This is a genomic window from Micromonospora sp. C97, assembly GCF_018070385.1.
GTDB classification, from domain to species: Bacteria; Actinomycetota; Actinomycetes; order Mycobacteriales; family Micromonosporaceae; genus Micromonospora; species Micromonospora parva.
In genome coordinates this window covers 55,175-77,078 of sequence record NZ_JAGPXU010000011.1, presented here as the reverse complement: position 1 = coordinate 77,078, position 21,904 = coordinate 55,175, and the positions used below count along the sequence as shown (strand labels likewise).

Annotated in this window: 22 protein-coding genes and 1 riboswitch; of the genes, 16 read left to right on the top strand and 6 right to left on the bottom strand. The window is 71.5% G+C overall.

Annotated elements, in window-relative coordinates; translation table 11 throughout:
- Positions 1-35: 35 nt before the first annotated feature.
- The 8 genes from KBX26_RS16965 (at position 36) to KBX26_RS16930 (ending at position 6,751) form a co-directional block, all read left to right on the top strand.
- Positions 36-737: a MerR family transcriptional regulator gene (locus tag KBX26_RS16965; protein WP_209444452.1), complete on the top strand. Its 702-nt coding sequence runs from the start codon at positions 36-38 to the stop codon at positions 735-737.
- Positions 738-922: 185 nt separating this feature from the next.
- Positions 923-1,387, top strand: a complete 465-nt coding sequence (locus KBX26_RS16960) for a bifunctional nuclease family protein (RefSeq protein ID WP_030327706.1) — start codon at positions 923-925, stop codon at positions 1,385-1,387.
- A gap of 159 nt (positions 1,388-1,546) precedes the next feature.
- Positions 1,547-2,143 (top strand): MerR family transcriptional regulator, encoded by a 597-nt coding sequence (locus KBX26_RS16955; RefSeq protein ID WP_081883657.1) that lies wholly within the window; start codon positions 1,547-1,549, stop codon positions 2,141-2,143.
- A 260-nt stretch (positions 2,144-2,403) separates the two neighbouring features.
- Positions 2,404-2,802: a group 1 truncated hemoglobin gene (locus KBX26_RS16950; protein ID WP_210858049.1), complete on the top strand. Its 399-nt coding sequence runs from the start codon at positions 2,404-2,406 to the stop codon at positions 2,800-2,802.
- Positions 2,803-2,804: 2 nt separating this feature from the next.
- Positions 2,805-3,971, top strand: a complete 1,167-nt coding sequence (locus KBX26_RS16945; RefSeq protein ID WP_030327703.1) for a globin domain-containing protein — start codon at positions 2,805-2,807, stop codon at positions 3,969-3,971.
- A gap of 109 nt (positions 3,972-4,080) precedes the next feature.
- A complete protein-coding gene (locus tag KBX26_RS32775) occupies positions 4,081-4,776 on the top strand; it encodes a DivIVA domain-containing protein (RefSeq protein WP_030327702.1) in 696 nt (231 codons plus the stop codon).
- Between the two features lie 94 nt (positions 4,777-4,870).
- Positions 4,871-5,830, top strand: coding sequence for a methyltransferase domain-containing protein (locus KBX26_RS16935; RefSeq protein WP_210865846.1), 960 nt, complete (start codon positions 4,871-4,873; stop codon positions 5,828-5,830).
- A gap of 144 nt (positions 5,831-5,974) precedes the next feature.
- A complete protein-coding gene (locus KBX26_RS16930) occupies positions 5,975-6,751 on the top strand; it encodes a maleylpyruvate isomerase family mycothiol-dependent enzyme (protein WP_210865845.1) in 777 nt (258 codons plus the stop codon).
- A gap of 26 nt (positions 6,752-6,777) precedes the next feature.
- Here KBX26_RS16930 and KBX26_RS16925 read toward each other — a convergent pair whose 3' ends face one another.
- On the bottom strand, positions 6,778-7,434 hold the full coding sequence (locus tag KBX26_RS16925) for an NAD(P)H-binding protein (protein WP_030327699.1): 657 nt from the start codon (positions 7,432-7,434) through the stop codon (positions 6,778-6,780).
- 99 nt (positions 7,435-7,533) lie between these two features.
- On the opposite strand from KBX26_RS16925, the gene KBX26_RS16920 reads away from it, so the two are divergent.
- The 3 genes from KBX26_RS16920 (at position 7,534) to gcvP (ending at position 12,608) form a co-directional block, all read left to right on the top strand.
- Positions 7,534-8,601, top strand: a complete 1,068-nt coding sequence (locus KBX26_RS16920; RefSeq protein WP_210858052.1) for a MerR family transcriptional regulator — start codon at positions 7,534-7,536, stop codon at positions 8,599-8,601.
- A gap of 83 nt (positions 8,602-8,684) precedes the next feature.
- The gene (locus KBX26_RS16915) at positions 8,685-9,530 is read left to right on the top strand and encodes an NAD-dependent protein deacetylase (protein WP_210865844.1); all 846 of its coding nucleotides are present in this window, start codon (positions 8,685-8,687) and stop codon (positions 9,528-9,530) included.
- 84 nt (positions 9,531-9,614) lie between these two features.
- A riboswitch (glycine riboswitch) is annotated at positions 9,615-9,713 on the top strand.
- A gap of 72 nt (positions 9,714-9,785) precedes the next feature.
- The gene (gene gcvP, locus KBX26_RS16910) at positions 9,786-12,608 is read left to right on the top strand and encodes an aminomethyl-transferring glycine dehydrogenase (RefSeq protein ID WP_030327696.1); all 2,823 of its coding nucleotides are present in this window, start codon (positions 9,786-9,788) and stop codon (positions 12,606-12,608) included.
- A gap of 179 nt (positions 12,609-12,787) precedes the next feature.
- On the opposite strand, the gene KBX26_RS16905 is transcribed toward gcvP, so the two are convergent.
- A complete protein-coding gene (locus tag KBX26_RS16905) occupies positions 12,788-12,988 on the bottom strand; it encodes a DUF5999 family protein (protein ID WP_030327695.1) in 201 nt (66 codons plus the stop codon).
- A 123-nt stretch (positions 12,989-13,111) separates the two neighbouring features.
- Here KBX26_RS16905 and KBX26_RS16900 point away from each other — a divergent pair, with 123 nt between their 5' ends.
- Both KBX26_RS16900 and def read left to right on the top strand, forming a co-directional pair.
- The gene (locus KBX26_RS16900) at positions 13,112-14,332 is read left to right on the top strand and encodes a chorismate-binding protein (RefSeq protein ID WP_374224301.1); all 1,221 of its coding nucleotides are present in this window, start codon (positions 13,112-13,114) and stop codon (positions 14,330-14,332) included.
- 32 nt (positions 14,333-14,364) lie between these two features.
- Positions 14,365-14,874: a peptide deformylase gene (gene def / locus KBX26_RS16895; protein WP_030327693.1), complete on the top strand. Its 510-nt coding sequence runs from the start codon at positions 14,365-14,367 to the stop codon at positions 14,872-14,874.
- On the opposite strand, the gene KBX26_RS16890 is transcribed toward def, so the two are convergent.
- A complete protein-coding gene (locus KBX26_RS16890) occupies positions 14,871-15,641 on the bottom strand; it encodes a TSUP family transporter (protein ID WP_030327692.1) in 771 nt (256 codons plus the stop codon). The genes def and KBX26_RS16890 overlap by 4 nt on opposite strands.
- A gap of 181 nt (positions 15,642-15,822) precedes the next feature.
- Between KBX26_RS16890 and KBX26_RS16885 the strand changes: the two genes are divergently transcribed.
- Positions 15,823-16,602 carry an endonuclease/exonuclease/phosphatase family protein gene (locus KBX26_RS16885; protein ID WP_210865843.1) on the top strand — a complete coding sequence of 260 codons (780 nt, stop codon included), beginning with the start codon at positions 15,823-15,825 and terminating at the stop codon, positions 16,600-16,602.
- Between the two features lie 21 nt (positions 16,603-16,623).
- Here the strand turns inward: KBX26_RS16885 and KBX26_RS16880 are convergent, their stop codons facing one another.
- Genes KBX26_RS16880 through KBX26_RS16870 form a run of 3 tightly spaced genes read right to left on the bottom strand, consistent with a single transcriptional unit; the run spans position 16,624 to position 19,957 of the window.
- Entirely contained in the window at positions 16,624-17,124 is a 501-nt protein-coding gene (locus tag KBX26_RS16880; protein ID WP_210865842.1) for a cation:proton antiporter regulatory subunit, read from the bottom strand.
- Complete coding sequence (locus tag KBX26_RS16875; protein WP_210865841.1) at positions 17,043-18,653, bottom strand: potassium/proton antiporter; 1,611 nt, start codon at positions 18,651-18,653, stop codon at positions 17,043-17,045. The genes KBX26_RS16880 and KBX26_RS16875 overlap by 82 nt, the downstream gene beginning before the upstream one ends.
- Positions 18,650-19,957 (bottom strand): SLC13 family permease, encoded by a 1,308-nt coding sequence (locus KBX26_RS16870; RefSeq protein ID WP_210865840.1) that lies wholly within the window; start codon positions 19,955-19,957, stop codon positions 18,650-18,652. The genes KBX26_RS16875 and KBX26_RS16870 overlap by 4 nt, the downstream gene beginning before the upstream one ends.
- Positions 19,958-20,212: 255 nt before the next feature.
- Here KBX26_RS16870 and KBX26_RS16865 point away from each other — a divergent pair, with 255 nt between their 5' ends.
- Both KBX26_RS16865 and KBX26_RS16860 read left to right on the top strand, forming a co-directional pair.
- On the top strand, positions 20,213-21,166 hold the full coding sequence (locus KBX26_RS16865; RefSeq protein WP_210858751.1) for a sensor histidine kinase: 954 nt from the start codon (positions 20,213-20,215) through the stop codon (positions 21,164-21,166).
- Positions 21,163-21,816, top strand: coding sequence for a response regulator transcription factor (locus tag KBX26_RS16860; protein ID WP_030327686.1), 654 nt, complete (start codon positions 21,163-21,165; stop codon positions 21,814-21,816). The genes KBX26_RS16865 and KBX26_RS16860 overlap by 4 nt, the downstream gene beginning before the upstream one ends.
- Positions 21,817-21,904 lie beyond the last annotated feature (88 nt).

Below are 21,904 nucleotides of genomic sequence, written 5' to 3'. Positions count from 1 at the left end.
CCACGTCACCCGGGGCGGCTCGGTCTCAGCCGCTGATGAGCATCGGTGAGGTGCTTGGGCAGTTGCGGGTGGATTTTCCGGATACCACGATTTCGAAGCTGCGGTTTCTTGAGGCTGAGGGTTTGGTCGAGCCGCAGCGGACGGCGGCGGGTTACCGGAAGTACAGCTGGGACGATGTGGCGCGGTTGCGGTTCGTGTTGACCGCGCAGCGGGACAGGTACCTGCCGTTGCGGGTGATCCGGGAGCAGTTGGCCCAGTGGGATTCGTCCGGTGAGCAGCCGGAGCGGTCGCGGCCGGCGTTGGTGGCGGTTGGTCCCGATGGTGCGGTGCCGGGTCGTGAGGTGTCGGAGCCGGCCGAGTCGTCGCAGGTGCGGCTCGGCCGGTCGGATCTGGTGGCGCGCAGTGGGATCGACGAGTCGACGCTGGCGGAGTTGGAGCGGCTCGGTGTGCTGGTGTCGGATCCACCGGGTTGGTATGACGCGGATGCCCTGATCATCGCTTCGGCGGTGGCGGGGTTGGCGTCGTACGGGTTGGAGCCGCGGCATCTGCGGGGTTATCGGACGGCGGCGGACCGGGAGGTCGGTTTGTTCGCGCAGTTGGTGGCGCCGTTGGCGCGGCAGAGTGATCCGGCGGCGCGGGCGCGGGCGGCGGAGACGGCGCGGGAGTTGGTGGCGTTGTCGGAGCAGTTGCACGCGGCGTTGGTGCGGGTGGGTCTGCGGTCGACGTTGGGTCGGTGAGGGTGCCCGGCGGGTGGCGGCTGAGCGGAAAGATCTCTTCGGGGAAGCGTGCCGTAGGCTTGCCGGGGTAACCCCTTTTCGGCGCGGGCGTGGTGCTGTAGCGCATGGGACGGCCGTGTTGCGGTCCGTGTACCGTGCAGGGAAGGGCGCGGTGCGGCGTAGGTGACAACGACACGGAGGCGGCGGTGCGCGAGCTGAGCGTGGTCGGAGTTCGGGTGGAGCTGCCCAGCAACCAACCGATCGTCCTGCTCAGGGAGGTCGAGGGGGACCGCTATCTGCCGATCTGGATCGGCGCGGTCGAGGCGACGGCTATCGCTTATGAGCAGCAGGGGGTCAAGCCGGCCCGGCCGTTGACCCATGATCTTCTGCGGGATGTGTTGGCGGCGTTGAAGGCGCCCTTGCAGGCGGTGGAGATCACCGAGCTGAAGGAGAACGTCTTCTACGCGGATCTGTTGATCGGCGATGGGGTGCGGGTGTCGGCGCGGCCGAGCGATTCGATCGCGTTGGCGTTGCGTGTCGGTGCGCCGATTCGTTGTGCGGAGCAGGTCCTCAGCGAGGCGGGGATCGTTATCCCTGATGAGCAGGAGGACGAGGTGGAGAAGTTCCGCGAGTTCCTGGAGCAGGTGCGTCCGGAGGATTTCGCGGGCTGAGGTGTGCCCGGGCTCGGTTGGTGATCTTTCTCGGTGGCTGCGCGGCGTGTCGCGTCGGTTCCTCCGTGGTAACCCCTGACGGTGGCGATAGGGTTTCCATGTCGAGGGGTGCGCGTCCCGGAAACGATGCGTCGCCACACTGACGGGGAGGTTGTCCGGATGCACGAGCCGCGGGATTCCGATCCGGGTGCAGAGTTCGACGAGCCGGGTGCCTCGTCGCCAGGTGTGGCGGCTGAGGGTGACGGTTCGGTTGGCTACCGGGGTGTGACGGCGTGTCACGCGGTGGGCATCAGTTACCGGCAGTTGGACTACTGGGCGCGGACGACGCTCGTGGTGCCGAGCGTTCGGGATGCTTCGGGCTCGGGGACGCAGCGGTTGTACTCGTTCCGGGACCTGGTGGTGTTGAAGGTCGTGAAGCGGTTGTTGGATGCGGGGGTGTCCCTGCAGAACATCCGTAAGGCGATCGAGGCGTTGCGGTCGCGTGGCGTGGAGGATCTGGCGGGGATCACGCTGATCTCTGATGGGACGACGGTGTACGAGTGCCGGTCTCCGGAGGAGGTGGTCGACCTGTTGCAGGGTGGCCAGGGGGTCTTCGGCATCGCGATCGGTGGGGCTTTCAAGGAGATCCAGGGGTCGTTGTCGCATCTGCCGGCGGAGCCGGCGACGAGCGGCCCGGTGGAGCCGGCGGCGGTGTCCGGGGCGGATCCGGTGGGTGACGAGCTGGCGGCACGGCGGGCGCGACGGCGGGCCGGCTGACCCGTTCGGCTTCCAATTTTTTCCGGTTGGGTTTTCTCGCGACCGTCGGTGACGGTGGCCGGGGGTGATCGACCACGCCGGTCCCTTGTGGATACGTTCGGTGTGGTGTTGGTGGCCGATTGTGGAGATACCGATCGGTAGTGATGACGCAACGTGTCGGTCGTATTGTCGGGAATCCGATAAGGGGGCGCTGACCGGAGGCGTTTGACACGCTATGGTCCCTCACGGTTCTGCACCCTTCATCCCCGGAAGGAACGACCGTGACGGTTACGGAAGAGACGGCTCCCGCTTCGCACTACGACCGCATTGGCGGTGCCAGTTCGGTCAAGGCGGCGGTTGAGCTGTTCTACGACAAGGTGCTCGCGGACCCGGAGTTGGCGGGTTACTTCACTGATGTGGAGATGGCGGGTCAGCGGCGGCACCTGGCGTTGATGTTGACCGTGGTGCTGGGTGGCCCGAACGAGTACACGGGTCGTGGGTTGGCTGAGGCGCACCAGCCGTTGAACATCACTGTGGAGCACTACGCGAAGGTGGGCGAGCACCTGACGGCGACGCTGACCGAGTTGGGGGTGCCGGCGGACATCCTCGCTGACGTGCAGACAGTGCTGGGGCAGGTGCAGGGCCAGGTGGTGGCTGCCGGAAACAGGTCGGGCGTCTGAGCGTGGACGCGGCTCGCCTCAAGCAGAGCTGGTCGGTGGTCGCCGGTCACGGCGACCAGGTGCCGCTCTATTTCTATTCGACGTTGTTCCTCGCTCATCCTGAGACGCGGCAGATGTTCCCCACGAACATGGCCGGTCAGCGGGATCGCCTGGTGACCGCGTTGGGCCACATCGTGTCCAACGTGGACCAGGTGGATCGGCTGGTGGGTTTCCTGCAGGATCTCGGCGCGGATCACCGCAAGTTCGCGGTGCGCGCGGAGCACTATCCGGCGGTCGGTGAGGCGCTGGTGGCGACGTTGCAGCATTTCCTCGCCGAGCAGTGGACCGAGGAGTTGGCAGCGGACTGGACGGCCGCGTACGGGTTGGTCGCCCAGGTGATGATGGAGGCCGCGCAGGCCGCTGAGGCGGTCAATCCGCCGTGGTGGGTGGCGGAGATCGTGGCGCATGAGCGGCGGGCGTTCGACGTGGCGGTGTTGACGGTGCGCCCGCAGTACCTGTTGCCGTTCACCCCGGGTCAGTCGATCGGGGTGTCGCACCCGTCGGTGCGGTCGTGGCGGTACTACTCGCCGGCGAACGCTCCGCGGGCGGACGGCACCCTGGAGTTGCATGTGCGGGCCGCGCCGGGGGGCGCGGTGTCGTCGCGGCTGGTGTACGGGTCGGCGGTGGGGGATCGGATCCACCTGGCGGCGCCGGTGGGGGACCGGTTGGGGTTGTGGTCGGCGGGCTCCAGTGACCTGTTGCTGCTGGTGGCGGGTACGGGCTGGGCGCCGGTGAAGGCGTTGGTGGAGCAGGTCGCCGCGGAGGGTTCCCGCCGCCGAGTTGATCTGTACGTGGGGGCCCGGTCGCGTAGCGAGTTCTACGACAGCGACGCGATCGACAAGTTGGCGTCGTCGTATCCGTGGTTGACGGTGACGTACGTGGTGGGTACCGACGTGCACCGGCCGGGGGAGTTCGTGCAGGCGGTGGATCGGGCGCTGGCCGACGGTGACTGGCGTTCCCGGCACGTGTTCGTGTGTGGGTCGGACGAGATGGTGTCGCACGCGGTGCAAACGTTGGCGCAGGCGGGTTACCACGCGGGTCAGGTGCACCACGAGGGCCTGGGTGCGCAGTGGTACGGCCCGGCGTGGCGGACGGCTGCGGGTGACACTTCGGAAGGTGGGCACAGGTGAGCGCGAGGAGTGAGCTTGCGAGCCCCGCAGTCGTGAACGAAAGGGCGGGTGTGGTGAGCGCGAGGAGTGAGCTTGCGAGCCCCGCAGTCGCGAACGGAGGTCTGCACAGGTGAGCGCGACGCCGATCAGCCGGTATGACGGGGTGCAGGTTTCCGGTGGTGTGCAGGTGCGGATGACCGCCGATCGGGTTCGGCGGTGGGAGTTCGGTGCCGCGTCGTTCGCCCGGCGGGGTTATGACAATGCTGACGTGGACCGGTTCCGGGTGCAGGTCGCTGACGAGTTGGATCTGTTGGCGACGCAGATCGCGACGTTGCGGGCGGAGAACGAGCGGCTGAACGACCGGGTGGAGTTGCACCGGCACGGGGTGATTCCGAGTACGGGGGCGGCGGCGAAGGTTCCGGCGGCGCGGGAGGTGAATCTGCTGTCGGCGGCGCAGCGGGAGGCGGAGCAGATCATCGCGCAGGCGCATGACTATGCGCGTCGGGTCGCCGAGTACGCCCGGGTGCAGTACGAGAGTTACCTGCAGGCGGCGGAGGCGGAGGCGAAGCAGGAGGCGGAGCGGGCGGTGGCGGAGTACCGCAGCGCGGCCGGGCCGAGCTTCGACGACACGGTGGCGACCCGGGAGGCGTTGCGGATTTTCGGCGAGATGATGGTGTCGCACATGCAGGCGGCGGCGCGGCATCTTGATGACGGCAGTGAGCAGTTGGCGCGCACGATGGATCGGATCGCGGCGGAGACGCCGGGGGCGCCGTTCGTGGGTGGTGTGGTGGGGCAGTCGGCGTTGCCGCGGCACCAGCAGCGCTGATCGTGGAGCGTGCTCGGCGCGTTGGCGGCGGTGGCATAGTCGGAGGGGTCAGGCGGGGCTGATCGGTGGCCGCGCCCGTGAGAGAGGCTCCTTCGTGTCTGTATCACCGTCTTCGGCCGGCGGGTCGGTGGACCCGCTGGCCGCGTTGGAGGCTTCGGCGTGGGCTCTGGCGGCCGCGGTCGGCACCATGAGTGACGCCCTGTCGGCCCCGCTCGCCGAGGTCGTGGCGGCGTCGCCGCACCGCAGCGCGGTGCTGGAGGCCGCTGGTCTGCTGTCCTGGGATGGTGGGGTGCCGGTTGCGCACCCGTCGTTGGTGCCCGCCGATGGGCCGACGGGGAGCAGCGCGGTGCAGGCCCGGTTGAGTTCGCTGCGGCAGGCCGTCGCCGCGGCGGCGCAGGAGCCTTCCGGGCCGCGCGGGGCGGGTTGGGCGGAGTTGGACGACGAGGTGTTGCTGCACCAGGGTCGGGCGTCGGCGGCGACCGGCCGGGCGTTGGCGACCCGGGTGGTGCCCGAGTTGCCGGGGTTGGCGGAGCGCTTGGGCTCGGCGGACGGCCGGGTGCTGGACGTGGGCACCGGGGTGGCGGGGTTGGCGGTCGCGCTGGCTCGCGCGTTGCCTCGGGCGTCGGTGGTGGGTATCGACGTGCTGCAGCGGGCGTTGGACCTGGCCCGGGGTGAGTTGGCCGAGGCAGGCGAGGTCGCGGATCGGATCAGTCTGCGCCGTCAGGACGTGGCGGAGGTGACGGAGCCGGGCGGGTACGACCTGGTGTGGTTGCCGGCGCCGTTCCTGCCCGAGCAGACGTTGACGGTGGCGTTGCCCCGGCTGGTGCAGGCGTTGCGGCCTGGTGGTTGGCTGGTGGCGGGCACCAACCCGCCGGTGGGGGATCCGTTGCGGGCGGCCGTCGACCGGTGGAACGCGGTCCGCAACGGTGGTAACGCGTTCGACGCGGACCGGATGGCGCAGGTGCTGGCGGCGACGGGCTTGGCCGATGTTCGCCGTTTCCCGACCGTCCCCGGCGGGCCGGTGCTGGTCGCCGCGCACCGCCCGGGCGGCTGACGCCGACCGGCTGCGGGGCTGGCGGTCAGCTGAGCGGTTGTTCGGGGTGCGAGGCGGCCGCGCCGGGCACCGGGTCTTCCGCGTGCCCCGCCGCGAGGGCGAAACCCGCTGTCGGTTGCCGGGGCGGGGTGGTACAAAGCCGCGGTGGAAGAGACTCTGAAGTTCGCCGATCTGTTGCGGTTGATGGACGAACGGTCGGCTGCTTTCCGGGCGGCGGTCGCCGCGGCGCCCAGCCTCGACGTGCGGGTGCCGACGTGTCCTGAGTGGACGGTGTTCGACCTGGTGCGACACCTGGGCGAGGGACGCCGCCGGTGGGCCGCCATCGTGGCCGCGGGGCCCGCCGACGCCCCACCGGACATCGCCGCGCCGGCGCCGCCCCGCGAGCGCGAGGCCCTGCTGGCCTGGTTCGCCGCGGCGACGGCGCAGTTGCTGTCGGCGTTGCGGGAGGCCGGCCCGGATCGTGGTTGCTGGACGTGGTGGGGTGATTCGCAGTCGCCGCAGACCGCCGGCGCTGTTGCCCGCCACCAGCTTCAGCAGGTCGCCGTGCACACCTATGACGCCCAGGTCGCTGTGGGCGCGCCGGAGCCGTTGCCGGACGAGGTGGCCCTCGACGGTGTCGACGAGTTCCTGACCACCTGCGTCGCGACGACGATCGCGTGGCCGCACGAGCCCGCTGTCATCGACTACCACGCCACCGAGGGCCGTTCCTGGCGGCTGTGGTTCTCCGCCGACGGCGCACGGACCGCCCGGCTCTCGGCGCCGCTCGCCGCCGAGGACCCGGGGGTGGCGTATGTTTCCGCCCGGGGTACGGCCAATGAGCTGGTCATGTTCTTCTACGGCCGCATTCAGATGGACCTGCTGCAGCTCGAGGGCGACCGCCGCGTCCTGGACCAGCTGATCGCCTGGGAGCCGCAGGAGTAGGACGCGGCGCGGGCCGGCGTAGTCGGTCAGGTGGCGGCGGCGCGGACGGCGTCGGCGATCGGGGTGGGCCCGTCGACGAGTTCCAGTGTCGCGCCGGCGGTGCGTGGTTCGTCGAGCAGCGCGGCGAGGACGTGGGCGACGTCGGTGCGGCTGATCGCGCCACCCCCGGCGTGTGGGGTGAGGGTGACCCGTCCGGTGGGTGGGTCGTCGGTGAGCCGGCCGGGTCGCAGCACCGTCCAGGCCAGGTCGCGGCCGCGCAGGTCGTCCTCGGCGGCGCGTTTGGCGCGCAGGTACGCCGCCCACACGTCGTCGGTGCCGGGGGCGGGTGGCTTGTCCACGCCCATGGAGGAGACGAGCAGGTAGCGGTGGACGCCGGCGCGGGTGGCGGCGTCGGCGAGCAGCGCGGCGGCGGCCCGGTCGACGGTGTCCTTACGGGCGGCGCCGCTGCCGGGCCCGGCACCGGCGGCGAAGATCACCGCGTCGGCGCCGTCGAGGTGCGCGGCGAGCTGCGTGATGTCGGTGTGTTCCAGGTCGTTGACCACGGGGGTGGCGCCGGCGGCGCGCAGTGTCGCGGCCTGCTCGGGGTTGCGGATGAGGCCGACGGCGGTGTCGCCGCGCCCGACGAGGTGACGTTGCAGCAGCAGGGCGATCTTGCCGTGGCCTCCGGCGATGACGACGCGCATGCGCCCAACCTACCGGCCGCATCGGCTTGACCTTGACCTTCGGGTAACCCTGAGCCTGGTCGTGCCGGTCGCCGTGACCGGCACGAGGAGGATGTTCACGTGGGGCTGATGACCATCGGGGCGTTCGCTCGGGCGGCGAGGCTGACGCCGAAGGCGTTGCGCCTGTACGACCAGGTGGGGTTGCTGGTTCCGGCGGCGGTGGATCCGGAGTCCGGCTACCGGTTCTACGACCCGGCTCAGCTGCCGGTGGCGCGGCTGGTCGCCCAGTTGCGTCGGCTCGGGATGCCGCTGGCGACGATCCGGGTGGTGTGTGCCCTGGAGCCCGCGGCGGCCGCTGAGGCGATCAGCGCGTACTGGCGGCGGGTCAGCGCCGACACCGCGGCTCGCGCCCGGCTCGCCACCCTCCTCGTGGATCACCTTTCTGAAGGGGGTACCACGATGTCCGACCCGAATGGCACGGTTGCCGTACGCTGCGCGGCCGGTTGTGACACCGGCCTGGTGCGCGACAGCAACGAGGACGTCGCGTACGCCGGCGGACGGTTGCTGGCCGTGGCCGACGGTATGCGGGGGCCGGGCGGTGCGGCTGCCAGCGCGGCCGCCGTCGACGCCCTGAAGCCGTTGGAGTTCGCCGACCTGCCGTCCGCCGAGGTGTTGACGGTGCTGGCCGGGGCGGTCGCCGACGCCGACCGCGCTGTGCGCGGGTTGGCGTCCGACGCCGACCAGCCGGTCACCACGCTGACCGGGCTGCTGCTGCGCGGTTCCCGGCTGGCGTTGGTGCACGTCGGCGACACCCGGGCCTACCTGTTGCGTGACGGTGAGCTGTCGCTGCTCACGCAGGACCACACCTGGGTGCAGGCCCAGGTGGATCAGGGCCGGCTCGACCGGGAGCAGGCCGCGTCGCATCCGCAGCGGGCGGTGCTGGTGCGCGCCCTCGGTGGCGGTCGGCAGGTCGAGGCTGATCTCGCGGTGCGCACCGTGCAGGCCGGTGACCGGTACCTGCTGTGCTCCGACGGGTTGTCGGCGGTCGTCGACCGGGCCGAGCTGCGTTCGGCGTTGACCGGGGCCGGCGATCCGGATGCCACGGTGCGTGCGCTGACGGCGCTGGCGCGGGCCGAGGGGGCACCGGACAACATCGCCTGCGTGGTGGCCGACATCGTGGCGGTGTAGACGTCCCGGTGCCCGCGCCGGGTGGGGTTGCCCACCCGGCGCGGGGTTCGCCGGTGGCGCACGGGTTGAGGCAGCATGGAGAGGTGACGGAGAGCCTCGACGTGTTGACCTCGCTGGTGGCCGGCGGTGGGGTGGTGGTCCTCAGCGGCGCCGGCCTGTCCACCGAGTCGGGGATCCCGGACTACCGGGGGCCCAGCGGGGTGGCGCGGCGGCACACCCCGATGACCTTCCAGGCGTTCACCGGGGATCCGCTCGCCCGGCGGCGCTACTGGGCGCGTAGCCACCTGGGGTGGCGGTTGATCGCGGGCGCGGCGCCCAACGCCGGGCATCAGGCGGTGGCGCAGCTGCAACGCGCCGGTCTGGTCGACACCGTGATCACCCAGAACGTCGACGGTCTGCACGGTGCGGCCGGCAGCCCGTCGGTGATCGAGTTGCATGGTCGGCTCGACGAGGTGACCTGCCTGGACTGCGGCAACCTGACCTCGCGGGAGGAACTGGACCGGCGGCTGCGGGAGGCCAACCCGGATTTCGTGGCCCGCGTCGCCGGGGTCAACCCGGACGGTGATGTTGATCTCCCCGATGAGCAGGTGGCGGCGTTCCGGCCGGTGGACTGCGGGATCTGCGGCACCGGGATGGTGAAGCCGGACGTGGTGTTCTTCGGTGAGACGGTGCCGCCGCAGCGGGTGGCGCGGTGTTTCGCGGCCGTGGAGCAGGCCCGTTCGTTGCTGGTTCTCGGGTCGTCGTTGACGGTGATGTCGGGGCGCCGTTTCGTGATTCGGGCGGCGAAACGGGGCATCCCGGTCGCGATCGTCAACCAGGGGTCCACGCGAGGTGACGACCACGCCACCGTGTGCGTCGACGCGCCGCTGGGTGTGGTGTTGCCGCAGTTGGCCGCGCGGGTCGCCGCTGGAGTGCCGCTCAAGGTGTGATCGTGGGTCACTGGGCGCGGTGCCCGGCCCGGGGGTAGGACATCTGCGGGAAACACCGGCGCTGGTAGCGTTGACCACGCCGGTAACACCCACGTGGGAGAGACCGCCCGACAGCACGCAGGGCGGCGCCGAAGGGGCAAATCCTCCCCGGAACCTCTCAGGCAAAAGGACCTCGTGGGCAGGCACTGTGGAGTGCCCCTGTGGGTGCGACAGAGGGGGAGGCCGACACGTCGACCTCGCCCCGGGAGTGCCCCTATGACCGTAGAGCAGTTCGCCACCCGTCACATCGGTCCCGGCCCCGACGACGAGCGTCGGATGTTGGAGGTCGTCGGGCACGACTCGATCGACGAGCTGATGGACGCCGCGATCCCCGAGGTGATCCGTTGGCACGGCACCCTCGACCTGCCCGACCCGGCCACCGAGGCCGAGACGATCGCCGAGTTGCGGGCCCTCGCGGCGCGCAACACCGTCGCCGTCTCCATGATCGGGTTGGGGTATCACGGCACGCACACCCCGGCGGTGATCCGCCGCAACGTCCTCGAGGACCCGGCCTGGTACACGGCGTACACTCCGTACCAGCCGGAGATCAGTCAGGGCCGCCTGGAGGCGCTGCTGAACTTCCAGACCATGGTCACCGACCTGACCGGGCTGGCCACCGCGAACGCCTCCATGCTCGACGAGGGCACCGCGGCGGCGGAGGCGATGACCCTCGCGCGCCGCGCGTCCAAGAGCAAGAGCCCGGTGTACGTGGTCGACGCCGACGCGTTGCCGCAGACCATCGCGGTGATCACCAGTCGGGCCGAGCCGCTCGGCATCGAGGTGCGGGTCCTCGACGTCGAGCGCGACGAGTTGCCGGCGGAGTTCTTCGGCCTGCACCTGCAGTACCCGGGGGCGTCCGGTGCGGTCCGCGACCACCAGGGTCTGGTCGAGGCGGCGCACGCCGTCGGCGCCCTGGTCACCGTCGCGGCGGACCTGCTGGCGTTGACGCTGCTGCGGGCGCCGGGGCAGATCGGCGCGGACATCGCCGCCGGCACCACCCAGCGCTTCGGCGTACCCATGGGCTTCGGTGGGCCGCACGCCGGTTACCTGGCGGTGCGCTCGGGCCTGGAGCGGATGCTGCCCGGACGTCTGGTCGGGGTGTCGCGCGACGCGGACGGCAACCCGGCGTACCGGTTGGCGTTGCAGACCCGTGAGCAGCACATCCGGCGGGAGAAGGCGACCAGCAACATCTGCACCGCGCAGGTGCTGCTCGCGGTGATGGCCGGCATGTACGCCGTCTACCACGGCCCGGACGGGCTGCGGGACATCGCGACGCGTACCCATCGGATGGCGGCGCGGCTCGCGGCCGGGTTGCGCGCCGGCGGCGTGGAGGTCGCGGACGTCGCGTTCTTCGACACCGTCACCGCCCGGGTGCCGGGCCGGGCCGCCGAGGTCGTCGCGGCGGCCGCCGAGCGGGGGGTGAACCTGCGGCTGGTCGACGCCGACCAGGTGGGGATGTCCTGCGACGAGACGACCACCGACGCGCACCTTCAGGCGGTGTGGGCGGCGTTCGGGGTGGCCGCGTTCGACGGGGCCGTCGACACGGCAGTCCCGGCCGACCTGACGCGCACCACCGACTTCCTCACCCACCCGGTGTTCCGCAGCCACCACTCGGAGACGGCGATGCTGCGCTACCTGCGACGGCTGTCGGACTTCGACTACGCCCTGGACCGGGGCATGATCCCGCTCGGCTCGTGCACGATGAAGCTGAACGCGACCACCGAGATGGAGCCGATCAGTTGGGCGGAGTTCGCGCACATCCACCCGTTCGCGCCGGATGCGCAGACCGCCGGGTACCGGGAGATGATCGGTCAGTTGGAGTCGTGGCTGGCCGAGGTGACCGGCTACGACGCGGTCAGTGTGCAGCCCAACGCCGGTTCGCAGGGTGAGCTGGCCGGGTTGCTGGCGATCCGCTCGTACCACGCGTCGCGGGGGGAGACCCACCGCGACGTGTGCCTGATCCCCTCGTCGGCGCACGGCACGAACGCCGCGTCGGCGGTGATGGCCGGCATGCGGGTCGTCGTGGTGGCCTGCGACGACAACGGCAACGTCGACCTGGTCGACCTGGACGCGAAGATCGACAAGCACCGCGACGCGCTCGCCGCGATCATGGTGACGTACCCGTCGACGCACGGCGTGTACGAGACCGGCATCGCGTCGCTGTGCGCGAAGGTCCACGACGCCGGCGGGCAGGTGTACGTCGACGGGGCGAACCTCAACGCCCTGGTCGGTTTCGCCAAGCCCGGCACGTTCGGGGCGGACGTGTCGCACCTGAACCTGCACAAGACGTTCTGCATCCCGCACGGCGGCGGTGGCCCCGGCGTGGGCCCGGTGGCGGTCCGCGCGCACCTGGCGCCGTTCCTGCCCGGTGACCCGCTCGGCGCGCACGCCGACGCCACCCCGGCGATCTCGGCGGCGAAGTACGGGTCGGCGGGCATCCTGCCGATCCCGTGGGCGTACCTGCGGATGATGGGCGCCGAGGGGCTGACCCGGGCCACCGGTGTGGCGGTCCTCGCGGCGAACTACGTGGCGGCGCGGCTGCGTGGGCACTTCCCGGTGCTGTACGCCGGCAACAAGGGCCTGGTGGCGCACGAGTGCATCCTCGACCTGCGGCCGTTGACGAAGGCGACCGGGGTGAGCGTCGACGACGTGGCGAAGCGGTTGATCGACTACGGTTTCCACGCGCCCACGATGTCGTTCCCGGTGGCGGGGACGCTGATGGTGGAGCCGACCGAGAGCGAGGACCTGGCCGAGCTGGACCGGTTCTGCGACGCGATGATCGCGATCCGCGCGGAGATCGAGCAGGTGGCGTCGGGGCAGTGGCCGGCGGGGGACAACCCCCTGGCGAACGCGCCGCACACCGCGGCGATGGTCAGCGGTGACGAGTGGTCGCACGCGTACCCGCGGTCGGTGGGCGCGTACCCGGCCGGGGTGGACCGGGCCGGGAAGTACTGGCCGCCGGTGCGGCGCATCGACGGCGCGTACGGCGACCGGAACCTGGTCTGCTCGTGCCCGTCGCCGGAGGCGTTCGAAGACTGACAGCGCCCGCGGGCGCTCAAGGTTTGACAGCGCCGCCGGGCGTCGAAGGGCCGATGACGGCGCGCCGGGGCGGGCGGGTACGGCCTGCCCCGGCAGTCGCTGCGACCTGGGCGGGGACGTCCCTTACCGGGGGACTAGCCTGGGTCGACGGCGGCTATTCGGTGACGCTGAGTGGTCGGTCAGGCCACGAGGGCGTGGCGGGCGGGGCCGCGGTGCGGTGCGATGCTGCTGCCGTCGGGGAGCAGCTCGCCGGTGTCGTCGAAGACGATGACACCGTTGCAGAGCAGGCTCCAGCCCTGCTCACGGAAGCAGGCGAGGACCCGCGCGGCTTCCCGGTCGGTGGCTTCAGCGGAAGGGCAGGTCGGTTGGTGCTGGCACATCGGGTTCTCCGGACTGTGGGGGCACTGTGTCATGGTTCACATGACCAGTGACGCACAGTACCAAGCGAAAGTGTCCAGCATCGACCAGGTGTCCGCCTGGTGCGCGGGAAATCCACTGAACGGATGAGGAAGGTTGGACCGTACGGCGTGGAAACGCTCCCATACGTGTGCGACGCGGACCTCGGTCCGGCGACGTACGTCGATGTGCCGGCCGCGCCGGCCGGATGCCGGGGCGCGCTCACCGAACGCGCCCGCCTGCACTGGTCCCGCGCCGACGGCGGCGACCCGGCGGCCCTGGCCGAGGAGTTCCTCGCCGCGCACGGCCTGCCCCTGCACGACCTGACCCGACCCGTCACCGACCGCCACGGCGACGGGGTCTGCGGCGCGGCGCTGTACCTGTCCGCCGCCGCCGGGGCGCTCCTGACCGGCGCGCCCACCGGGGCGCCCGAACCCGCGCCGACCCTGCCCGACCTCGTTGTGGTCGTCTACCAGCACGGCCGCGTCCGGATCACGCCGCCCGGCCCGCCGAGGCGGTGGTGGCTCGGCGAGTGGACCGAGAGTTGGACCCCCCGCGAGCACGCCGCCGCCGTCGACGCGGTCCGCGCCGCCATCGGCCGTGGCGACGTCTACCAGAGCAACATCGTCGGCCACGCCGCCGCCCCCTACACCGGCGACCCGCTGCCCGCCCTGCGCCGCCTCGGCGCGCTCCCCGGCGCCCGCTACGGCGGTGTGCTCACCGGCGACGGCTGGGCCATCGGCTGCGCCTCCCCGGAAACCCTCGTCGAGGTCACCGACGGGCAGGTGATCACCCGACCGATCAAGGGCACCCGCCCGGCCACCGCCGCCGGGCGCGCCGAACTGCTCGCCAGCGCCAAGGAACGCGCCGAACACATCATGATCGTCGACCTGGAACGCAACGACCTGGCGCGCATCGCCCGTACCGGCAGCGTCACCGTCGACGACCTGTTCGCCGTCCGCCGCTGGTGCGACCTGTGGCAGGCCGAATCGACCGTCCGCGCCACCGTCGCCGACGGCCTCGGCCTGGCCGACCTGCTGCGCGCCACCTGCCCCGGCGGCTCGGTCACCGGCGCGCCGAAACTCGCCGCCCTGACCCAGATCAGCGCCCTCGAACCCGTCGGCCGCGGCGCCAGCATGGGCGCGCTCGGCTGGGTCGCGCCCGGTCGTGTCGACCTGGGTCTGACCATCCGCACCGCCGCCGCCGACGGCCAACGGCTGCACACCTGGGCCGGCGGCGGCATCACCTGGGACAGCGACCCGTACGCCGAGGTCGCCGAGGCCGCCGCGAAGACCACCCCGATCCGCGCCACCCTGGCCGGGCGCTGACGGCGCGCCCGGACGGCGATACGCTGACCCGCATGACCATGCGGCCCATCCGGATCATCGGCGACCCTGTCCTGCGCACCGGATGTGAACCGGTCACCACCTTCGACGCGGAGCTGCGTGCCCTCGTCACCGACCTGATGGACACCCTGCTCGGCGCCCCCGGCCGGGCCGGCGTCGCGGCACCACAGATCGGCGTCAGCGCCCAGGTGTTCGTCTACGACGCCGACGGACACCGTGGCCACCTCATCAACCCGACCCTGGAGCTGTCCGACGAGCTCCAGGACGACGAGGAGGGCTGCCTGTCCATCCCCGGCCTGTACTTCCCGACCGTGCGGGCCATGCACGCCACCGCCCACGGTGTCGACCAGCACGGCGAGCCGTTGACCATCGCCGGCAGCGGGTTCCTGGCCCGCGCCCTGCAACACGAAACCGACCACCTGGGCGGGCGGCTCTACGTCGACACCCTGCGCGGCGACACCCGACGCCGGGCGCTGCGCGAGATCCGCGCCGGACGGTTCGACTCACCCAGCCGCCGCGGCTAGGCCACCCACTGGTCGTGGCCCAGCTTCGCGATCAACGCGGCCACCACCACTACCAGCACCACCCGCACGAACCCGGAGCCGCGGCGCAACGCCATGCGCGCCCCGAGCACCGCGCCGGCGATGTTGCACACCGCCATGCCCGCGCCCAGCAGCCACCACACGTGCCCGGTCACCGCGAACACCACGAGCGCGCCCAGGTTCGTGCCCGCGTTGACGACCTTCGCCATCGCCGAGCCGTGCACGAAATCCGAGCCCAGCAGGGCGGTGAACGCCAACACCAGGAACGTGCCGGTGCCCGGGCCGATCAACCCGTCGTACAGGGCGATGCCCACCCCGGCCACCGCGATCGCCGCCGCCACCCTCGCCGGGGTGCGCCGGTGCGGCGCCGGTAGCACCCCCAGCCGGGGTCGCAGCAGCACGAACGCCGCCACCGCCACCAGCACGACCAACACCACCGGCCGGTACGCCGCCGCCGGCACCGCCCCGGCGAGCACGGCGCCCACGCCGGAGCTGAGCACCGCCAACCCCGCCGCCGGCCCCACCACCCGCCAGTCGAGCGTGGTCCGCCGGGCGTACGTCGTCGCCGCCGTGGCCGTACCGAAGATCGCGGCCAACTTGTTCGTGCCCAGCGCGGTGGCCACCGGCAACCCCGGGGCGGCCACCAGCAACGCCGGCAGCAGCAACAACCCGCCGCCGCCGACCACGGCATCGACCCACCCGGCCAGCGCCGCGGCGGCCAGCAGGGTACTCAGCGATACGGCGTCCACGGGCGGCAATTCTTCCCACAGGGGACGGCCAGACCGGGCCTGACGTGGTCAGACTCACGTCAACGACCTCGCGTACGCCGCAGAAACACCCCCAACGCCCCGACCGCCACGAACACCAGCACCGAACACAGCAACACCTTCACCACCCGGCAACCATGCCACGGGCACGTAAGGTGCAGGAGTGCGCCTGGCCACCTTCAACGTGCTGCACGGACGGTCCCTCACCGACGGGCTCGTCGACTCCGACCGATTCGCCGCCGCCATCGGCGCCCTCGACGCCGACGTGCTCGCCCTGCAGGAGGTCGACCGCGACCAGCACCGCAGCGGCAACCTCGACCTCACCGCCATCGCCGCCCGCGCCCTCGACGCACCCCACCACCGCTTCGCCGCCGCCGTCGTCGGCACCCCCGGCGAACAGTTCCGCCCGCTGCGCCACGACGACGACGGGCACGGTGAACCCTGCTACGGCATCGGCCTGATCAGCCGACATCCCGTGCGCAGCTGGCAGGTCACCCGGCTCAAACCGGCGCCGGTGCGCTCACCGGTCTACGTGCCCGGCCCCCGCGGCGGCCTCATCCTCCTGCACGACGAACCCCGCGTGGTCCTCGCCGCCGTCCTGGACACCCCCCACGGCCCCCTCACCGTCGCCGCGACCCACCTGTCGTTCGTGCCCGGCTGGAACGCCCGCCAACTGCGCCAGACCGTGCGCGCCCTGCGCGCGCTACCGGCCCCCCGCGTCCTGCTCGGCGACCTCAACCTGCCCGCCGGGGCGGCCCGGCTCATCTCCGGCTGGCACCCCCTGGGCCGACGTCCCACCTACCCCTCCGGGCAGCCCCGGGTCCAACTCGACCACATCCTCGCCGACCGGCACGCCCTCGACCAGCTGCCGCCGGTACGCGCGGTCACCACCCCGCTGTCCACCATCTCCGACCACCGGCCGCTCCTGGTCGACCTGGGCTGACCCCACGGCTGTCACCCGTCGTCATCCCCGCCGGGTCGTCACACCGCCGCTGACGTAGCCGGCGACGGCGCGTCCGAGATGGTCGATCGCGTCGCGGGTGCCGACGGCGACCAGGGTGTCGCCGTAGCGCAGGTCCCGCCGGGCGTCGGGCCTGAGGACGGGGTGGCCGTCGCGCAGGACCGCCACCACGACGGCGTCGGTGCGCAGACTGCCCAGCGGGCGACCGTCGTAGTCGCTGCCGGCGGGAACCGGCACCCGGGCCACCGTGACGGCGTCCACGTCCGCGCCGCCGTCGGGCACCAGGTCGATGACCGCTGTCGCCGCGAGCAGGTTGGCCAGGTGGTGGGCCGCCACCGGCGACAGCGTCGCCGCGGCACGGACGTCGGTCGGGTCGTCGCGGTCGTACAGGGCGATGTCACGGGCGCCGTTGGGGTGGCAGATCACGCCGAGTCGGGTGCCATCGCCGGTGACGAACGAGTACGAGACGCCGATTCCGGGGAGGGCGATTCGTTCGATTTCCATGACGGACTCCTCCTTGATGGTTCCGCACGCCGGTCGGGGTCGCCGTACTCGCCGTGCCAGTGGGCCAGCCGCCCGGCGCGGCTGACCGCCCGCAGTCGGCGTTCGGTGGCCTCACGCACCGTCGGGGTGGTGAGGACGAGCAGATCGTCGCCGGTGCGCAGCCGGGTGTCCGTCGCGGGAACGAACGCGACGCCGTCGCGCACCACCAGCGGGGCCACCGCGGGCGTGGGCAGCCGCAGCTCGTCCAGGTACGTGCCGTGCAGTTTCGAACCCGCGGTGATGGTGACGTTGATGAGGTCGGCGTCGATGTTGTCCAGCGGGGCGATCTCGACCTGCAGGTCCGGGCCGACGCGGTGGGGGGCCAGCCCGAGGCGTTGCGCGAGCCACGGCAGCGACGGCGCCTGGATCGCGGTGAACACCACGACGAGCACGAAGACGATGTTGAACACGACCATGGCACCGGGGGTGCCGGCCACCACCGGCACCGTGGCCAGCACGATCGGCACGGCGCCGCGCAGCCCCGCCCAGGACAGGAACACCTGCTCGCGTAGCGGGATGCGGAACGGCAACAGGGTCAGCAGCACCGAGACGGGCCGGGCGATGAGCAGCAGGGCGGCGCCGACCACCAGCGCCGGCACGATCGCCGCCGGCAGGTCGGCCGGCGACACCAGCAGACCCAGCATGACGAACAGGCCGATCTGCGCGATCCAGCCGAGCCCTTCGGCCAGCGACTCGGTGGCGCGCCGGTGCGGCAGGCCGGCGTTGCCGAGCACCAGACCCGCCAGGTACGCGGCGATGAAGCCGCTGGCCTGCAGCAGGCCGGAGCCGGCGAACGCGAGCACCCCGCACGCGAACGTGGCGATCGGGTACAGCCCCGAGGTGGGCAGGGTGAGCCGGCGCAGCAGCCACACCGCCGCCATCCCCACCCCGACGCCGGCGAGCGCGCCGACCACCAGTTGGTAGCTCATCTGGGCGAGCATCCCGCCCGGGGACAGCGTGCTCAGACTCGTCGCGCTGAACGCCAGCACCAGGATGAACGTGGGCGCGTCGTTGAGCCCCGACTCCGCCTCCAGCAGGTTGCTCAGCCGACGGGGCAGCGGCACGGCGCGCAGCACCGAGAAGACGGCGGCCGCGTCGGTGGACGAGACGATCGCGCCGAGCAGCAGCGACAGCTGCCATCCCAGGCCGAGCAGGTAGTGCGCCGCCGCGGCGGTGACGGCGACGCTGATGAACACCGCAAGGGTGGCGAGCGCGGTCGCCGGGCGCAACACCCGCCGCACGTCGCTGACCCGGGTGGTCAGGCCGCCCTCGACGAGGATCACCGCGAGGGCGGCCAACCCGAGCGCCTGCGCCAACGCGGCGTCGTCGAACGGCAGCCCGAGCCCACCCTCGCCGAGCAGCAGCCCGACACCCAGGTACGCCAGCAGCACCGGCATCCCGGCCTTCGCGGCGATCTTCGCGGCGCCCACGCTGACCAGCGCCACCAGCGTCCCGGCTGCCAGCAGCAGATACAGCGACGGCAGCGTCACGGAGCGCCGCCCAGGACGAAGTAGCGCAGCCACACGTACACGCCGGCGAGCACGACGGTGACGACGGTCAGCAGCAGACCGTCGCGGGTGAACCGCCAGAACGAGATCGGCTCCCCGGCTCGCTGCGCCAGACCGACCATCACCACGTTCGAGGCGGCGGCGACCACTGTGGCGTTGCTGCCGAGCCCCGCGCCGAGCGCGAGCGACCACCACAGCATGCCGGCCTGTTCCATGCCGCCGTTCGCCGCGACGAGCTGCTCGATGATCGGGCTGATGGCGGTCACCGACGGGATGTTGTCCACCAACGCCGACATGAGCGCCCCGCCGCCGATCAGGGTCAACGACGCGCCGAGCAGGTTGTCGCCGACCGCGTCGGTGGCGAAGGTGCCGACCACCTGGATCACGCCGGTGTCGACCAGGGCCCCGACCATGATGAACAGGCCGGCGAAGAACGCCAGGGTGGGCCACTCCACGTCCCGGACGACGCTGCCCGGCTCCAGCCGTGACACCCCCAGCAGAACGACACCGCCGGTCAGCGCGATCACCGCCGGTTCCAGATGCAGGACGGTGTGCAGACCGAACCCGGCGAGGACGAAGGCGAGAACGATGCCGCTGTACAGCAGCAGGCGCGGTTCGCGGATCGCGTCGCGTTCCCGCATCGCCAGCACCGGCCCGACCCGCTCCGGGTGGTACGTCAACGCCGACCGGAAGATCACCCGGCAGAACAGCAACAGAACACCCAGCAGCACGATGACCAACGGCGTCAGGTGCACCAGGAACGCGTTGAACGACAGCCCGGCCCGCGCCGCGATGATGATGTTCGGCGGATCACCGATCAGCGTCGCCGTGCCGCCGATGTTCGCCGCGAACACCTCCGCCAGCAGGAACGGCACCACCGGCACACCCAGCTGCCGACACACGGAGATGGTCACCGGGGCAACGAGCAGGACCGTGGTGACATTGTCCAGCAGCGCCGACGCGGCAGCCGTGATCAACACCAGGATGACCATGAGCCGGTACGGTCGCCCACGGGCCCGCTTCGCCGCCCAGATCGCCAGATACTCGAACACGCCGGTACGACCGAGCACCGACACGATGATCATCATGCCGATGAGCAGGAAAATAACCCGCCAGTCGATGCCCGTGTCGGTGGAGAAGAACGCCTCCTGCGTACCGGTCAACCCGACCGCGAGCATCAACACCGCGCCGCCCACCGACGCGGCCACCCGATCCACCCGGTCCGTCGCGATCAACGCGTACACGACAGTGAACACCGCCACCGCCAACCAGCCCGCCGTGGTCATCCACCGCCCCCCTCCCCACGGACCCCGAAGGCCCGCCCGCCGTCTGTCCCTTTACCGTTGCCAACCGGGGGCACTGCTGACATCGGGGCCAACACTCATTCCAGGGCGGTCAGCAGGGGACAACATGGGAGCCAGCCCCCATGGACACCCACTCGACGCCCACGAGATCCTGAGGTACCGGAGCGTCGACCCACCCGGGGGCAGCCGCGCCCGCGACGATGGAAGGGCGGAGACGACAGGGGGAGGTTCGACGCGGTGTCGCTGTTCTGGCGGATCTTCCTGATCAACGCCGCGGTCCTCACCGCGGCGACCGTCCTGGTCCTGCTGGGCCCCGTGACGGTGTCGACCCCGTTCGTCCTCACCGAGGCACTCATCCTCAGCGGCGGCCTGGTCGTCATGCTCGTCGCGAACGCGCTGCTGCTGCGCGTCGGCCTGGCACCCCTGCAACGCCTCACCCGGGCGATGACCACCATCGACCTGCTGCGCCCCGGCCCCCGCCCCGCGGTCACCGGACACGCCGGCATCGCCGCCCTGATCAGCACGTTCAACGCCATGCTCGACCGACTCGAAGCCGACCGCGCCGCCAGCAACGCCCGCGCGCTGTCCGCCCAGGAGAACGAGCGGCGGCGCATCGCCCAGGAACTGCACGACGAGATCGGCCAGACACTCACCGCCGTCCTGCTGCAGATCAGCCGCGTCGCCGACAACGCCCCACCCGAGCTACGACCCGAACTGCACCAGGTGCAGGAAACCACCCGCGACAGCCTCGACGAGATCCGCCGCATCGCCCGCCGCCTGCGACCCGGCGTCCTGGAAGAACTCGGACTGATCGCCGCCCTGCGCTCCCTGTTCGCGGAGATCTCCCACCACAGCGGCCTGCAGATCCGCCGAGACTTCGCACCCGATCTACCCGTACTCACCGAGGAAGTCGAATTGGTGCTCTACCGCGTGGCCCAGGAAGGCCTCACCAACGTCGCCCGGCACGCCAACGCCAGCCGCGTCGACATCACCCTCATCCCACACGGCAACGGGGTGCGGCTACGCATCCGCGACGACGGACGCGGCATCGCCGGCCAACCGGAAGGCGCCGGCATCCGCGGCATGCGCGAACGGGCGCTGCTCGTCGGCGCCCACCTCAGCATCGGCCCCGGCCCCGCCGGCGGCACCGAGGTCACCCTCGACGTACCCGACCCGGCAGGCCTGGCATGAGCGCGCCCATCCGCATCCTGCTCGCCGACGACCACGCACTGGTACGCCGCGGCGTACGCCTCATCCTCGACGGCGAACCCGACCTGACCGTCGTCGCCGAGGCCAGCGACGGCGCCGAAGCCCTCGAACAAGCCCGACTGCACCAACCGGACCTGGCCATCCTCGACATCGCCATGCCCCGGCTCACCGGCCTGCAAGCCACCCGTGAACTCGTCAGACAGCAACCGGGCCTGCGGGTACTGATCCTGACCATGTACGACAACGAACAGTTCTTCTTCGAAGGCCTCCGAGCCGGCGCCAACGGATACGTCCTCAAATCCGTCGCCGACCGCGACCTCGTCGAGGCGTGCCGGGCCGCCATGCGCGACGAACCGTTCCTCTACCCCGGCGCCGTCACCGCCCTGATCCGCAACTACCTCGACCGCGTCCGCAACGGCGAACCCGTACCCGAACGCGCCATCACCGGCCGCGAGGAGGAGATCCTCAAACTCGTCGCCGAAGGGCACTCCTCGAAGGAGATCGCCGAACTGCTGTTCATCAGCATCAAGACCGTCGAGCGGCACCGCAGCAACCTGCTGCAGAAACTGGGCCTCCGCGACCGGCTCGACCTCACCCGATACGCCATCCGCGCGGGCCTCATCGAACCCTGACCACCACCGACACCCGCCAGCGGCGGCCACCGGGGGAGCGGCAGGCCCAGCCGCAAGATTCCCTCAAGATCATTGCATAGACGATCTC

Coding starts and splice junctions, on each gene's coding strand:
- KBX26_RS16905 (WP_030327695.1), bottom strand. CDS start 12,988: ATGTGCCAGCACCAACCGACCTGCCCTTCCGCTGAAGCCACCGACCGG.
- gcvP (WP_030327696.1), top strand. CDS start 9,786: ATGACCGTAGAGCAGTTCGCCACCCGTCACATCGGTCCCGGCCCCGAC.
- KBX26_RS16955 (WP_081883657.1), top strand. CDS start 1,547: ATGCACGAGCCGCGGGATTCCGATCCGGGTGCAGAGTTCGACGAGCCG.
- KBX26_RS16925 (WP_030327699.1), bottom strand. CDS start 7,434: ATGCGCGTCGTCATCGCCGGAGGCCACGGCAAGATCGCCCTGCTGCTG.
- KBX26_RS16965 (WP_209444452.1), top strand. CDS start 36: ATGAGCATCGGTGAGGTGCTTGGGCAGTTGCGGGTGGATTTTCCGGAT.
- def (WP_030327693.1), top strand. CDS start 14,365: ATGACCATGCGGCCCATCCGGATCATCGGCGACCCTGTCCTGCGCACC.
- KBX26_RS16880 (WP_210865842.1), bottom strand. CDS start 17,124: ATGGAAATCGAACGAATCGCCCTCCCCGGAATCGGCGTCTCGTACTCG.
- KBX26_RS16870 (WP_210865840.1), bottom strand. CDS start 19,957: ATGACCACGGCGGGCTGGTTGGCGGTGGCGGTGTTCACTGTCGTGTAC.
- KBX26_RS16860 (WP_030327686.1), top strand. CDS start 21,163: ATGAGCGCGCCCATCCGCATCCTGCTCGCCGACGACCACGCACTGGTA.
- KBX26_RS16900 (WP_374224301.1), top strand. CDS start 13,112: ATGAGGAAGGTTGGACCGTACGGCGTGGAAACGCTCCCATACGTGTGC.